Raw genomic sequence first — 11874 nt, 5'->3', positions numbered from 1 at the left:
TTCAGGTACAAACGGATACTCATTATGAAAATTATTTTGATGCTCTTAACATTAGGAGGATTAACTGCTTGTGAACTAAAACAAGTTTCTCAACAAGTTCAACAGCAACAAGATGTCTGTGAGGGAGTTATCACATTATTTCTTAAAGTACAAAGTTTAGAAAATTATCAGCTTTTAAGTATAAAAGCTTTATCTGATCTCCCTAAAAAATATAGTTATCAGTATCGCTTTGAAGGCGATCTTCATTTTATAAATACGCCTAAAAGACCAAATTTAAACTTTCAATGTAGTGAGAATTTTGATCAAAAAATTGAAGTAAAATTAGTAGATGGTGAAAAAAAAATATTGATTGGAGAAATGAATATTTTAAAGGCTCAGATAGTGAAAAAAATTATAGCCTATCGAAATTTATGAAAATTTAGTATTGCTAAAATTAACATAATACACCTTATGCGAAGTCAAAAATGTAAGCCCAAAGTAGAAATGTCCGGTTTCTCCAAAGTAAAAATGTCCGCTTTTAGAATATGCGCTTTTGCAATTTTCTTAGCGGACGGTTTGATATGTTGGTGTCTATGTCGGATAAAGAACTTAAACGATTGTCGGTCTTGCAGGAAATCTGTGATCAACGCATAACCCAGTCCCAAGCTGCTCAGCTACTTCATATTTCAGAGCGTCAGATCAGGCGTTTATTGCAAAAATACAAAGCTCAAGGCCCAGCTGCATTAGCCCATGCCGGTCGTGGTCAAATCAGCAATTCCAGGCTTCCTGAAGAGCTCAGACTCAAGTGCCTCAATATTGTTTCTGATCAACTGCATGGTTTCGGACCCACTTTAGCGCATGAAAAGCTCACCACCGTTCATGGCTTTGATATTTCAGTGGAAACACTGCGTTCCTGGATGATTGCAGCCGATTTATGGATTCCTCGCGCCAAGCGTCTGAAACGCCCGTATCAGCCTCGTTATAACCGGGACTGTTATGGTGAACTGATCCAAATCGATGGCTCACACCATGACTGGTTTGAAGGTCGAGCCCCTAAATGCTGTCTGCTGGTATTTATCGATGATGCCACAGGCAAATTACAGCATTTACGCTTCTGTGAGTCGGAATCAACCTTTGACTATATGATTTCAACACGTTTGTATGTTGAGCAGCATGGTAAGCCTTTAGCCTTCTACAGCGATAAACATTCAGTCTTCAGGGTGAATCAAAGCAGTAAGAAAGACACCAAGATTACCCAGTTTGGGCGCGTACTCAGCACCCTGAATATCGATATTATCTTCGCTAATTCACCACAGGCCAAAGGCCGTGTAGAACGAGCCAATAGAACGCTTCAGGACCGTCTGATCAAAGAAATGCGTCTGGAAGGCATCAATTCGATTGCCGAAGCCAATGCCTGGCTACCCTGCTTCATTGAGCAGTTCAATCAGAAGTTTGCCAAGATGGCCTTTAATCCCAAGGATCTACACCGGACTGTCACTGAAACAGCCGAAGAATTAGATGATATTTTTACCTGGCGTGAACCCCGCAGAGTCACGAATAGCCTGACGATCACTTATGATAAATGCGTATATCTCCTGGAAAACACGGAAGAAAACCAAAGATTGATTGGCAAGTATCTTGAGTTTCTGGAATACCCGGATAGTACAGTCGCGATTGAATATCAGGGAAGAAAAATCAATTACAGCATCTTCGATAAATTAAGTCAGCTCAACCAGCGAGAGATTGTTGAAAATAAACGTTTGAGTTCTGTATTAGCCCATATTCAACAGCAGCATGAAGAACTAGAACAACAAAATAAACGCAATCGTTCTCAAAAGATGCCAAGCAGACGTGCACAGAAAACAGTAATCAAAGAACGAAATCTGAATCCTGTGCTTGACTTGGAAATGTCTGTATAGGACATTTCTATTTGGTTTTAAGGTAGGACATTTCTACTTAGGAATAACACAAAAATGGGAGCCATTAGCTCCCATTTTTACTATATTTTTTTAAGGTCTTAGGCATGTTGTACTGTGAGTTTTAAGCCTAAAGCATTCACTACACGATTAATGGTATCAAAACGTGGTGCTGAATCATGACGTAGGGCTTTGTAGAGTGCCTCACGCCCAATCCCTGCTTCTTTAGCAATTTGAGTCATGCCACGAGCTTTAGCAATAATACCAAGTGCATGGGCTAATTCAGCTGGATCATTATCTTCAAGAACCATATTGAGATACATCACAATGTCTTCTTCAGTTTTGAGTGACTCAGCCATATCAAAACTTGGTAAATCAGCGACTTTAACCATTTTAATCCTCCAATGTTTTCGATAATTTGACTGCACGATCGATGTCTTGTTGTTGAGTCGATTTATCTCCTCCACCAAGCATTACAATCACTACGTCACCATGTTGGATGTAATACATTCTCCATCCAGCACCGAAGAATTCTCTCATTTCCCAAACGCCATCTTGGAGAGGCTTAATGTCTCCCCAATTTCCACGTTGAACCTTATCTAATCTACGATTCAGGCGAATACGGGTCATATTGTCTTTAATGCCATCCAACCATTCATCAAATTCTGGCAGACGTTTAATTTCAATCATGAGGATTCCTTATCTTCTCACTATATTGTATTCGATCGAATACAATATGCAAGTAATCTATACGAACATTCATTAATTTCGTATAACCGCCATTATGTTAAATGAAAATATTCTAGATATTTTAATTTGTATAAATTTTATTTATAATCAGGTATATAGGGCAATATAGAATATCTTTAATGACAATACATAAAACAAATTCGATTACGAACTACTTAGATAATATTGCTCCATTTTATTATTTTTTAATTATCCCCTTTGTTATAGCCTTGACTATAATTTGTTTCGATTTTGAGTTCAGAGGAATTTTTCCTAATACACAACAACTTCAAATTTCATCAAAACATAAGTTTTTAAACGACTTTTTTGCTATGTGTACTTGGATCACAATTGCTCTTATATTTTTCAGCAGAAAATTTATTGGCTTGAAACCAGAGATCCAATTACAGGTACAAAACGATGTTATTAAACAGATAAGAACTCGTGATGGTCTAGCCATGTACAGTGCAACCATGACCTTTTTCTTTATTTTTTTTATCATTTGTATCAGCTTAACTTGGTTTCCAAGTGATCCAACACTTCCAGAAACAGGCTCAAAGGGATATATTCTTAAAAAAGCTTTATATTTTGCTAAACCTGGATTGATTTTGTTTATTCAATATTTTAAATATACTTTAAGTCTCTTATTTATTCTTTACTTTGTACATATTTTAGATGCTCGAAAAATTATAAAAGAACAGAGCAAAATTTAAGTTTCTCTAAAATTAACATAATACACCTTATACGAAATGCTTTAAATTATTTGTTTTAATTCAGTTGTTTATGTTGTATTGAAAAGCCCAATCCTCACCGATTGGGCTTTTTTTATGATTATTCACGTTCCACGCTTACTATTTGAGCAATGTTCCACAACTTTATAAAGCCAATCTAATCAGAAAATTCTAGATATATAAAAATCGCTCATAACACCTTTCATATCTTTTCATTGATTTTTATGCAATGCATCTTAGTGTTATTCCGCAGTTTTGCTATAGTAAAAGCAATTTTGGATCAACATCAGGACTATGTTATGTCAGCTACACCACGCATTGGAATCTTGGGTGCAGGCGGCCGTATGGGGCGTATCCTCATTCAGGCTGTGCATGAAGCCGGTTATCAATTGGCAGCTGCAGTAGAACGCCCTGAAAGTACCCTATTAGGCGCAGATGCGGGCGAACTTGCCGGGATTGGTGCAGTCGGTGTCAAGGTGGTGGGTAGTCTTGCAGAGGTGGTCAAAAACTGTGATGTCGTGATTGATTTCACCGCACCGGCAGCGACCGTCAATCATCTGAAAATTTGCCGTGAAGCAGGTGTTGCCATCGTGATTGGTACCACGGGGATGAATGATGAGCAAAAAGCTTATTTAGATGAATCAGCAGCTGAAACCCCTGTGGTTTATGCAGCGAATTATTCAGTCGGTGTGAACGTATCGATTAAACTGCTTGAACTGGCATCGAAAGTCTTTGGCGATACGGTGGATATCGAAGTGATTGAGGCACATCACCGTCATAAAGTGGATGCACCATCGGGTACTGCACTTATGTGGGGTGAAGCGATTGCGGATGCTTTAGGCCGTGACCTGAAAGAAGACGCTGTGTACTGCCGCGAAGGTCATACCGGTCCGCGTGAGCGTCAAAGCATTGGTTTCCAGACCATTCGTGGTGGTGATATCGTAGGTGAACATACCGCCATGTTTATTGCTGATGGTGAACGTGTGGAAATTACCCATAAAGCCACCAACCGCATGAACTTTGCCAGCGGTGCAGTACGTGCTGCTGCCTGGGTGGTCGGCCGTGATGCACGTAAATATGACATGAAAGACGTGCTGGGTTTTAACGATATTCAGGTTTAAAACCCAGTCAAAATCATTTATAAAAAAGATCTAAAACTAAAATAAGACGAATAATAAAATGCAAAAAATGATCTTCCTGCTCTGTGCAGTGGTGCTTGGCACCATTGCGCAGGCAAAGCCGCTACATACGCCCAAACTGAGTATTGATAAAAATAATATCAAGGTCTGGACCTATCAGGATCAGCAGAATCCGGTCTTTCTATATAAGGCAGAAACTACCTACCATGCACCAATTGAAAATGCCGTGTCGCTGATTCTGGATATCGAGCATGCCGTGCAATGGGTGCCTTATATGGGCAGCATCAAGGTCTTATCACGTGATGATAAAAAAGGCGAATTTACCTTGTATATGGTGCTGGATTTTCCATTTCCGTTAAAAGACCGCGACCTGATTGTACAGGGCAAGATGATCAAGCAACCTAATGGACAAATCAGTATCAAGAATAAAGCCATTCAGACCGGTTATCCCTTAAATCCGAATTATGTGCGTTTGACCGATTATCAGGGGGATTGGACTTTTCAAAAGCTGGCCAATAATCAGGTCAAGGTTTCAACTTATGGTTATGCCAATCCGGAAGGCTCGATTCCCTTAACTTTTGTAAATATGTTCGTACAGCAGCAGCCGTATCAGATGTTGCAGAAGATGAAGACGGAACTGGCCAAGCCTTCAGGCCTTGCAGTTTTGCCTGAAGCCCTGCAATAAAAAAAAGACCCAATTGCTGGGTCTTTTTGCCAGATTGAAACAGTCAGAGTTTAAGCTTGGAAATCTGCCTTTAATACAATCCGGTAGCGGGCTTTACCGGAATGCAGATGTTCAATGGCCTGATTCAGCTGTGACATCGGGAAGACTTCAATTTGTGGCGCAATGTTTTTACGTGCGGCAAATTGGAGTAACTGACGCAGTGCCGCAGGTGAACCGGTCGGTGAGCCGGTGACCGATTTAGCGCCGCCAATCAGCATGCCCGCCGGAATTTGCATCGGTTCTAAAGGGAGACCGAGCATATGTACTGTACCGTTCGGTGCCAGAGTGGCCAGATAAGCCTGCCAGTTCAAGGTGACATTGACCGTACTCAGCAATAAATCGAACTTGCCACGCTGTGCCTTTAGGGCAGCAACATCACGACTATTCACCACATGATCTGCGCCCATGGCTTTCAGCTCATCGGTCTTGTCCAGATTTGATGTGAAAGCCGTAATCTCACAGCCCCAAGCTTTGAGCAGTTTAATTGCGATATGACCCAGACCCCCAATCCCGATCACGCCAACATGATGAATAGCCTGAATCTGGTGTTTCAGAATCGGATCGAATACGGTAATCCCGCCACAGAGCAGAGGGCCGGCACTTTCAGGATCCAGATCTTCAGGCAGGGGAATGACCCATTGCCAGCCAGCACGGACCTTGTCGGCAAAACCACCGGCATGTCCGACAATAGTCGCCACTTGGCCGCCAGTACAGAGTACCTGCTGACCTGAAATACACGGATCGCAATACTGGCAGCTTTCCGCAGTCCAGCCAATGCCAACCCGTTGTCCCACTTTCAGGCCTTTGGCTTCGCCACCCAGTTGCGTGATGATGCCGATAATCTCGTGTCCAGCCACGACCGGATAAACGGATGAACCCCAGTCATTATTGAGGACTGAAATATCAGAATGACACAGGCCACAGTATTCTACTTTGACTTCGACCTGATGTGGCTGTAGTTCACCAGCATCGAATTGATAGGGTTCGAGTGCAGCACCTGCTGACATTGCAGCATAAGCGTGGATAATATTATTCGACATAAATTCAGCTCTTCTTTGAATGGGAATATATTGTTTTAAAGTCACAATGATTTTCGTGATCATCGACCATACCGACGGCCTGCATAAAGGCATAGCAAATGGTGGGTCCGACAAATTTAAAACCGGCCTTTTTTAAGGCTTTTGACATGATCTGGCTTTCGATAGTCTGTGCCGCTGCCTGACGATAATCCGCAACATCATTATTCAGTCGTGGTTGCTGGGCAAAAGACCATAGCCATTGCCCTACATTGATGTCTTGCTGTTGCAGCTTGAGCCATGCTTGGGCATTCTCGCGAATGGCATGCAGCTTGCCACGATGACGGATCAGGCGGGCATCCTTAAGCTTGAGTTCGAGTTGTTGATCTGTAAGTGCTGCAATCGACTGAATGGAATATTGAAAAAAATGTTCACGATACGCTTCACGTTTTCTGAGTACGGTAATCCAGGCTAGACCGGCCTGCTGTCCTTCCAGACACAGCATTTCAAACAGGCGATTTTCATCCAGCAGGGCTTGTCCCCATTCCTGATCATGATAGGTGATATACAGCGGATCATTGGAGCACCAGCCACAGCGTTGCAGAGTCATGCCATGCTCCTTGTTTTTATGGTTTTATAATTTAAACACAGCCCATTGATCCTGCTGATTGTCCCAGTACGACAGTTCAGCCTGATCCAGATCGCTAAATTGAATCCACATGTCTTTACCACTTTTGTCGGTATAACCGGTACTGATCAGCAGCGCATCTTCGGTAATTTCCATCACCCAGCCCTGGTAGCTTTGACCATTCAGCACGATTTTTTGTTGATTGCCTGATTCAGCAAATTCTACCAGACGGTTGATCAACGTTTCTGACATGTAAATATCCTAAAATTAACGTAAATAGGGGTAGGGGTTGACCACACCGCGCCCCTTGCCCTGTAAATAAATACCATAATGCAGATGTGGTGCAGTATGTCGGGCATTACCGCTATTGCCGACATAGCCGATGAGCTGGCCTTTTTTGACAGCATCACCTACTTTCAGGCCGCGTTTATGTCCATCCAGATGTGCATAATAATGCCAGGAGCCGCCCGGACCGAGAATCCAGACTACTTTACCACCCAAATTGTTATTGCGTAAATCTGCAATCAGACCTTCTGTGGCACTAAAGACTTTGGTTCCACGTGGAGCCATGATATCAATGCCCTCATGCAAACGTCCGCGACTGCGCGACGCCCCCCAGGTATCCTGTAATTCACGTGCCTGTACACGTGCCACCGGGATGGGCAGTGAAGAAGGCATTCGCTTATTTTGCAGTTTTTGTACCAGTAGCGGATTTAACTGTGCAGAAGAAGGTTGTTTCGGCGTACTGCTACAGGCGGTCAGTAATATGGCAATCAAAGCCACCCAGGTCAAAGCAAGGTATTGGCGCACGCTATTCATCCTTAAATATTGGCAATGCTCATTCTGAGCTGATCGATTTTTTGCTTTGTTCAGACTATGTCATACATTTACCGCAGAGATCAATTTTTTCATTGCTGTCGGCAGACCGCAATCAATGGCTGTCTGTGGACGCATCCAGTTGCCTTGCAGTTCAATCGCCAGATGTTCCTGCTGATCCTGATCCACTGCGAAAACGATTGCTTCAAGCTGCCAGGTGAAGTGGGTGAAACTGTGGCTGATCTGGACTTTTTTGAGGATGTTTTTCAGGCCAAGCTGCTGACATTGCTGTTCGAATTCATGGGCATTTTCAATAATCGGCAAGCACCAGAGTCCGCCCCACAGGCCACTGTTCGGTCGTTGTTGCCAGAGCCATTCTTCACCGGACTGAATCAGCAAGACCTGTGCTGAGCGCACTGGCACCGGTTTTTTGGCTTTCTTGAATGGTAATTCATTTTCCAGACCTTGCTGATGCGCTTTGCAATGTTGCTGCATCGGACAGTATAGGCACAGAGGTTTTTTCGGAGTGCAGACCGTAGCACCGAGATCCATAATCGCCTGGGTATAGTCATGATTACGTTCGACCGGACATAATTCTTCAGCCAGTTGCCATAAAGCACGTTCATGAATGGGTTTGGACAGATCATCTTCAATCGCGAAGAAACGCGACAACACCCGTTTGACATTGCCATCCATGATCACGCCGTATTGGCGTAAACCCAGTGACATTAAGGCACCAGCGGTGGAACGGCCGATCCCCGGCAAGGCAATCCATTGTTCCAGGGTTTGAGGAAACTGCTGCTGTGCTGTCACCATGCCGGCAGCTTTGTGCAGGTTACGGGCACGGGCATAATAGCCCAGTCCTGCCCAGTAAGGCGCGACCTCATCCCAAGACGCTTGACCTAAGTCCTGAACGGTCGGAAAACGCTGAATAAAGCGTTCATAATATTGCAGCACAGTTTTGACCTGGGTTTGTTGCAACATGATTTCAGAGACCCAGACTTTGTAGGGATCATCTGTCACCTGCCAGGGCAAGTCATGACGACCATGCACATCAAACCATTCTAACAGGGCATCTGAAAATACAAACATGGATAAATAGCAACTGAATAAGCAGCAGCCATTATAGCGGAATCGGCAGGCCTGAAATGTGAAAAGTAGATAAAAACTGCGGAGTAGTGTGTATGGATATCGGCTTAATAACACAAACAATAAATGCTCCGAAGAGCATTTATTTTAAAACAGCAAAGACTTAGTCGCTAATCCCCCAACGTTCATCCAGCTTCAATACTTTGTCTTTATAGCGCGGAATAATATGAATATGCAGATGTTCGCCCTTTTCCTGAAACACTTCGCCATCAATAAAACCGACATGGAAACCGGCGGGCTGGTAACGTAAATTGAGCTCATTACGTGCCTGTTCGAGCAAAGACATCAGGCTTTTACGTTCTTTGTCCGTCACTTCAAAAAATGAAGCCACATGCCGGAGTGGAATCACTACACAGTGACCTTCGGATAATGAATTCGGTTCAGGCAGCACCACACCATAATCATTTTTAGCAATGACATCATATTCGTCATAGTTACAGTAAAGGCAGTTGGTTTCAGCCATAGTCAGCATTCTCCTCTGGTAGGATTTATCGTTCTTTTCTTCAATGATTCTTTAAAGTGCTCAGCTTGATTTCAAGTCGAGCACTTATATCTATTTAAGCCAAATGACGTTCCAATAAGGCATACATCGCCGCCAAGCTTTTTTGTTCCGCTTCAGCATTGTAACCAAGATCCACGCCATTGGCTTTGGCCCGTTCGTCGGCGAGCGGGTTGCTAAAGCCATGTTTGGCATCTTCAAAGACAATCACCTCATGCTCGACGTTGGCCGCATGCATTTCTTCACGGAAACTGGCGACATCATCTAAGGTGACCATGCTGTCTAGCTCACCGTGCAAGACTAGAATTTCGGCCTGAACCTGACCTTCTTGAGCCGGTGCTTTGGCAGCAAGTGTCCCGTGGAAGGTGGTCACTGCTTTTAAAGGGGCATTGGCACGCGCCAGATCCAGCACCACTTTACCGCCGTAACAAAAACCGATGGCAGCAAGTTTCTCTGCATTGACTTCATCCTGTGCTGCCAAGGTATTTAAAGCTGCTGTCGCACGATCAACGATGGTGTCCGGATCTTCAAAGGTCTGCATCATCCACTGGTAGGCCTGATCAGAATGGGTGGTCACTTTTTTGTCACCATACATGTCAATCGCCAAGGCCGCATAGCCATGTTCTGCAAGTTCGCGAGCGCGCTGTTCGGTATATTCATTACGACCCCACCATTCTGGTGCGACCAGCACACCTGCAAGGGGTGCATCTGTTTCTGGAGCGGCAAAATAGCCAATCAATGCGCTACCATCCGGCGCAGTATAATGAATTTCACGGGTCTTGATTGCTGCCATGCTGACGTCCTCTATTCTTGTTGAACCGTTTAATTAACATATAACATAGCAAAACTGATCTGAATGTGACATGAAAACATTCGATTAATTATGCTTCATCCATATAAAAAAGAGAGGCCGCTATCGCGCCTCTCTGATTGAATATTTAAAAAAAACAGTATTGATTACTTCATAATTTCCAGTAATTCCACATCAAAAATTAAGGTACTGTTTGGCTCAATCACATCACCTGAACCAATTTGTCCATAGGCCAGTTCTGCAGGAATGAAGAAGCGGTATTTGGCACCTTCTTTCATCAGTTGCAGGCCTTCAGTCCAACCGGTAATCACTTGGGTGGTACGGAAGACCACAGGCTGATTGCGGGCAATTGAACTGTCAAAAACCGTACCATCAATCAAACGGCCTTCATAATGTACGCGGACATTGCTATCGGCTTTTGGCGATTTGCCTTTGCCTTGCTGAAGAATCTGATATTGCAGGCCAGATTTAGTCGTTTTTATCCCTGCTTTTTTGGCATTTTCTGTCAGAAAATCCTGACCGATTTTGGTGTTTTCTTCAGCTTTTTGTTTTAATTCAATCAGCTCTTTGGCTTCACTTTGACGTTTAAACTGGGTCAGCACTCGAGCCATGTCTTCTTCAGTTAAAGTGGATTGTTTTCCGGCAGCAGCAGCTTTTAAACCGGCACTGAAAGCATCCAGATCAATCCCTTGCAAAGAGTCAGCATTACTTTTCCCCATCAGATAACCAAAGCTATAACCGACCTGTTCAGCTTCCGGGCTTTTATTGGTCACATCTTTGGCAAGCAGATTGCCAGAACTTAGCAGTAAAACCATCAAACTTATTTGTATTTTCATATTTATTCTCAAAATAAAGGAGAGCGCATTGCTCTCCTTATTTATAGATTATTTGACTTCAATGAGTTCCACATCAAAAATCAAAGTACTGTGTGGAGGAATCGTCCCTGGCACGCCTTGTTCACCATAACCAAGTTGAGATGGGATATACAGGGTCGCTTTACCGCCTTCTTTCATCAGTTGCAGACCTTCAGTCCAGCCTGGAATCACTTGATTGAGTGGAAACTCAATCGGCTCGCCACGTTCAACCGAACTGTCAAATACAGTACCATCCACCAGTTTGCCGGTGTAATGGACTTTCACGATTGAAGAAGCAGCCGGCTGTTTGCCCGTGCCTTCTTTGGTCACTAGGTATTGCAAACCGGAAGCTGTGGTTTTTACACCCGCTTTTTTGGTATTTTCTGTCAGGAAACTGTCACTCGATGCTTGTGCCTGTTTAGTGCTATCGAGTTGCTTTTGCTGCATTTCTTTCTGGAACTGTTCGTAAGCTGCCTGTAGTTCTTCTTCAGTATACGCCGGTTCAGTACGCGCATGTCCTTCACGTACGCCTGTCACAAAGCTATTAATATCGAGTTCAGGTGGGGTTTGATGAGCCACTTCATAACCGAGAGCATAGCTGATTTTAGAAACAGCAGAGGCATCTTTAGATGCTTTAGTCGTTTGAGCAGCTGGGTTTTGAGTTGCATAGTAAACAGGTACTAGCGCGGCACCGCCTAGAAGAACAGCGACAGCAATCGGTAAGGCCTTGCTCATGTATTATTCCAATCTAATGTTATCGTTGAGGTTCATTCCATCTTAGCAGAAAATTTTGAGAAATCTTGCAGAATGGGTGGTTTTTTAGCAAGCAAATATCGCAGTTTGGTAGAGCTTTAAAAAAATAAAAAAACCAGCAATGGCTGGT

General features: G+C 43.5%; 16 protein-coding genes. 5 read left to right on the top strand and 11 right to left on the bottom strand.

Annotated elements, in window-relative coordinates:
- The first annotated feature begins 24 nt into the window (after positions 1-24).
- Together CWI32_RS12975 and CWI32_RS12965 are read left to right on the top strand one after the other, a co-directional pair.
- The gene (locus CWI32_RS12975; protein ID WP_100535482.1) at positions 25-414 is read left to right on the top strand and encodes a hypothetical protein; all 390 of its coding nucleotides are present in this window, start codon (positions 25-27) and stop codon (positions 412-414) included.
- Between the two features lie 158 nt (positions 415-572).
- Positions 573-1898 (top strand): ISNCY family transposase, encoded by a 1326-nt coding sequence (locus CWI32_RS12965; RefSeq protein ID WP_100535481.1) that lies wholly within the window; start codon positions 573-575, stop codon positions 1896-1898.
- Positions 1899-1996: 98 nt separating this feature from the next.
- Here CWI32_RS12965 and CWI32_RS12960 read toward each other — a convergent pair whose 3' ends face one another.
- Both CWI32_RS12960 and CWI32_RS12955 read right to left on the bottom strand, forming a co-directional pair.
- Positions 1997-2287: an addiction module antidote protein gene (locus CWI32_RS12960; RefSeq protein ID WP_100535480.1), complete on the bottom strand. Its 291-nt coding sequence runs from the start codon at positions 2285-2287 to the stop codon at positions 1997-1999.
- Position 2288: 1 nt separating this feature from the next.
- Entirely contained in the window at positions 2289-2585 is a 297-nt protein-coding gene (locus CWI32_RS12955) for a type II toxin-antitoxin system RelE/ParE family toxin (protein ID WP_005175534.1), read from the bottom strand.
- Positions 2586-2764: 179 nt separating this feature from the next.
- Between CWI32_RS12955 and CWI32_RS12950 the strand changes: the two genes are divergently transcribed.
- The 3 genes from CWI32_RS12950 to CWI32_RS12940 all read left to right on the top strand — a co-directional run bounded on the left by CWI32_RS12950 (position 2765) and on the right by CWI32_RS12940 (position 5179).
- A complete protein-coding gene (locus CWI32_RS12950) occupies positions 2765-3337 on the top strand; it encodes a hypothetical protein (RefSeq protein ID WP_100535479.1) in 573 nt (190 codons plus the stop codon).
- Positions 3338-3654: 317 nt separating this feature from the next.
- Complete coding sequence (gene dapB, locus CWI32_RS12945; protein ID WP_005173632.1) at positions 3655-4476, top strand: 4-hydroxy-tetrahydrodipicolinate reductase; 822 nt, start codon at positions 3655-3657, stop codon at positions 4474-4476.
- Between the two features lie 58 nt (positions 4477-4534).
- Positions 4535-5179 (top strand): START domain-containing protein, encoded by a 645-nt coding sequence (locus tag CWI32_RS12940; RefSeq protein WP_100535478.1) that lies wholly within the window; start codon positions 4535-4537, stop codon positions 5177-5179.
- A 50-nt stretch (positions 5180-5229) separates the two neighbouring features.
- On the opposite strand, the gene ahr is transcribed toward CWI32_RS12940, so the two are convergent.
- From ahr to bamJ (CWI32_RS12895), 9 genes are all read right to left on the bottom strand, one after another.
- A complete protein-coding gene (ahr, locus tag CWI32_RS12935; RefSeq protein WP_100535477.1) occupies positions 5230-6258 on the bottom strand; it encodes an NADPH-dependent aldehyde reductase Ahr in 1029 nt (342 codons plus the stop codon).
- 4 nt (positions 6259-6262) lie between these two features.
- Positions 6263-6844 carry a DNA-3-methyladenine glycosylase I gene (locus CWI32_RS12930; protein WP_100535476.1) on the bottom strand — a complete coding sequence of 194 codons (582 nt, stop codon included), beginning with the start codon at positions 6842-6844 and terminating at the stop codon, positions 6263-6265.
- A 24-nt stretch (positions 6845-6868) separates the two neighbouring features.
- Positions 6869-7114, bottom strand: coding sequence for a hypothetical protein (locus tag CWI32_RS12925; RefSeq protein WP_004728896.1), 246 nt, complete (start codon positions 7112-7114; stop codon positions 6869-6871).
- Between the two features lie 15 nt (positions 7115-7129).
- Positions 7130-7672, bottom strand: coding sequence for a M23 family metallopeptidase (locus CWI32_RS12920; protein WP_005173640.1), 543 nt, complete (start codon positions 7670-7672; stop codon positions 7130-7132).
- Between the two features lie 69 nt (positions 7673-7741).
- Entirely contained in the window at positions 7742-8770 is a 1029-nt protein-coding gene (mutY, locus tag CWI32_RS12915; RefSeq protein ID WP_100535475.1) for an A/G-specific adenine glycosylase, read from the bottom strand.
- A 160-nt stretch (positions 8771-8930) separates the two neighbouring features.
- Positions 8931-9290 carry an HIT family protein gene (locus CWI32_RS12910; RefSeq protein ID WP_100535474.1) on the bottom strand — a complete coding sequence of 120 codons (360 nt, stop codon included), beginning with the start codon at positions 9288-9290 and terminating at the stop codon, positions 8931-8933.
- A gap of 94 nt (positions 9291-9384) precedes the next feature.
- On the bottom strand, positions 9385-10119 hold the full coding sequence (locus tag CWI32_RS12905) for a dienelactone hydrolase family protein (protein WP_005173643.1): 735 nt from the start codon (positions 10117-10119) through the stop codon (positions 9385-9387).
- A 164-nt stretch (positions 10120-10283) separates the two neighbouring features.
- Entirely contained in the window at positions 10284-10973 is a 690-nt protein-coding gene (gene bamJ / locus CWI32_RS12900) for a BamJ family beta-barrel-assembly machinery protein (RefSeq protein ID WP_100535473.1), read from the bottom strand.
- 48 nt (positions 10974-11021) lie between these two features.
- Positions 11022-11726, bottom strand: coding sequence for a BamJ family beta-barrel-assembly machinery protein (bamJ, locus tag CWI32_RS12895; RefSeq protein WP_100535472.1), 705 nt, complete (start codon positions 11724-11726; stop codon positions 11022-11024).
- Positions 11727-11874 lie beyond the last annotated feature (148 nt).

The organism is Acinetobacter pseudolwoffii (assembly GCF_002803605.1).
GTDB lineage: Bacteria > Pseudomonadota > Gammaproteobacteria > Pseudomonadales > Moraxellaceae > Acinetobacter > Acinetobacter pseudolwoffii.
This window is presented reverse-complemented; position numbering and strand designations above follow the sequence as displayed.

Excerpts from the sequence above, each read along its gene's own strand:
- CWI32_RS12940 (WP_100535478.1), top strand. The coding sequence starts at position 4,535 with ATGCAAAAAATGATCTTCCTGCTCTGTGCAGTGGTGCTTGGCACCATT.
- mutY (WP_100535475.1), bottom strand. The coding sequence starts at position 8,770 with ATGTTTGTATTTTCAGATGCCCTGTTAGAATGGTTTGATGTGCATGGT.
- ahr (WP_100535477.1), bottom strand. The coding sequence starts at position 6,258 with ATGTCGAATAATATTATCCACGCTTATGCTGCAATGTCAGCAGGTGCT.
- CWI32_RS12960 (WP_100535480.1), bottom strand. The coding sequence starts at position 2,287 with ATGGTTAAAGTCGCTGATTTACCAAGTTTTGATATGGCTGAGTCACTC.
- CWI32_RS12965 (WP_100535481.1), top strand. The coding sequence starts at position 573 with ATGTCGGATAAAGAACTTAAACGATTGTCGGTCTTGCAGGAAATCTGT.
- CWI32_RS12950 (WP_100535479.1), top strand. The coding sequence starts at position 2,765 with ATGACAATACATAAAACAAATTCGATTACGAACTACTTAGATAATATT.
- bamJ (WP_100535473.1), bottom strand. The coding sequence starts at position 10,973 with ATGAAAATACAAATAAGTTTGATGGTTTTACTGCTAAGTTCTGGCAAT.
- CWI32_RS12955 (WP_005175534.1), bottom strand. The coding sequence starts at position 2,585 with ATGATTGAAATTAAACGTCTGCCAGAATTTGATGAATGGTTGGATGGC.
- CWI32_RS12925 (WP_004728896.1), bottom strand. The coding sequence starts at position 7,114 with ATGTCAGAAACGTTGATCAACCGTCTGGTAGAATTTGCTGAATCAGGC.
- bamJ (WP_100535472.1), bottom strand. The coding sequence starts at position 11,726 with ATGAGCAAGGCCTTACCGATTGCTGTCGCTGTTCTTCTAGGCGGTGCC.
- CWI32_RS12975 (WP_100535482.1), top strand. The coding sequence starts at position 25 with ATGAAAATTATTTTGATGCTCTTAACATTAGGAGGATTAACTGCTTGT.
- dapB (WP_005173632.1), top strand. The coding sequence starts at position 3,655 with ATGTCAGCTACACCACGCATTGGAATCTTGGGTGCAGGCGGCCGTATG.
- CWI32_RS12910 (WP_100535474.1), bottom strand. The coding sequence starts at position 9,290 with ATGGCTGAAACCAACTGCCTTTACTGTAACTATGACGAATATGATGTC.
- CWI32_RS12905 (WP_005173643.1), bottom strand. The coding sequence starts at position 10,119 with ATGGCAGCAATCAAGACCCGTGAAATTCATTATACTGCGCCGGATGGT.
- CWI32_RS12930 (WP_100535476.1), bottom strand. The coding sequence starts at position 6,844 with ATGACTCTGCAACGCTGTGGCTGGTGCTCCAATGATCCGCTGTATATC.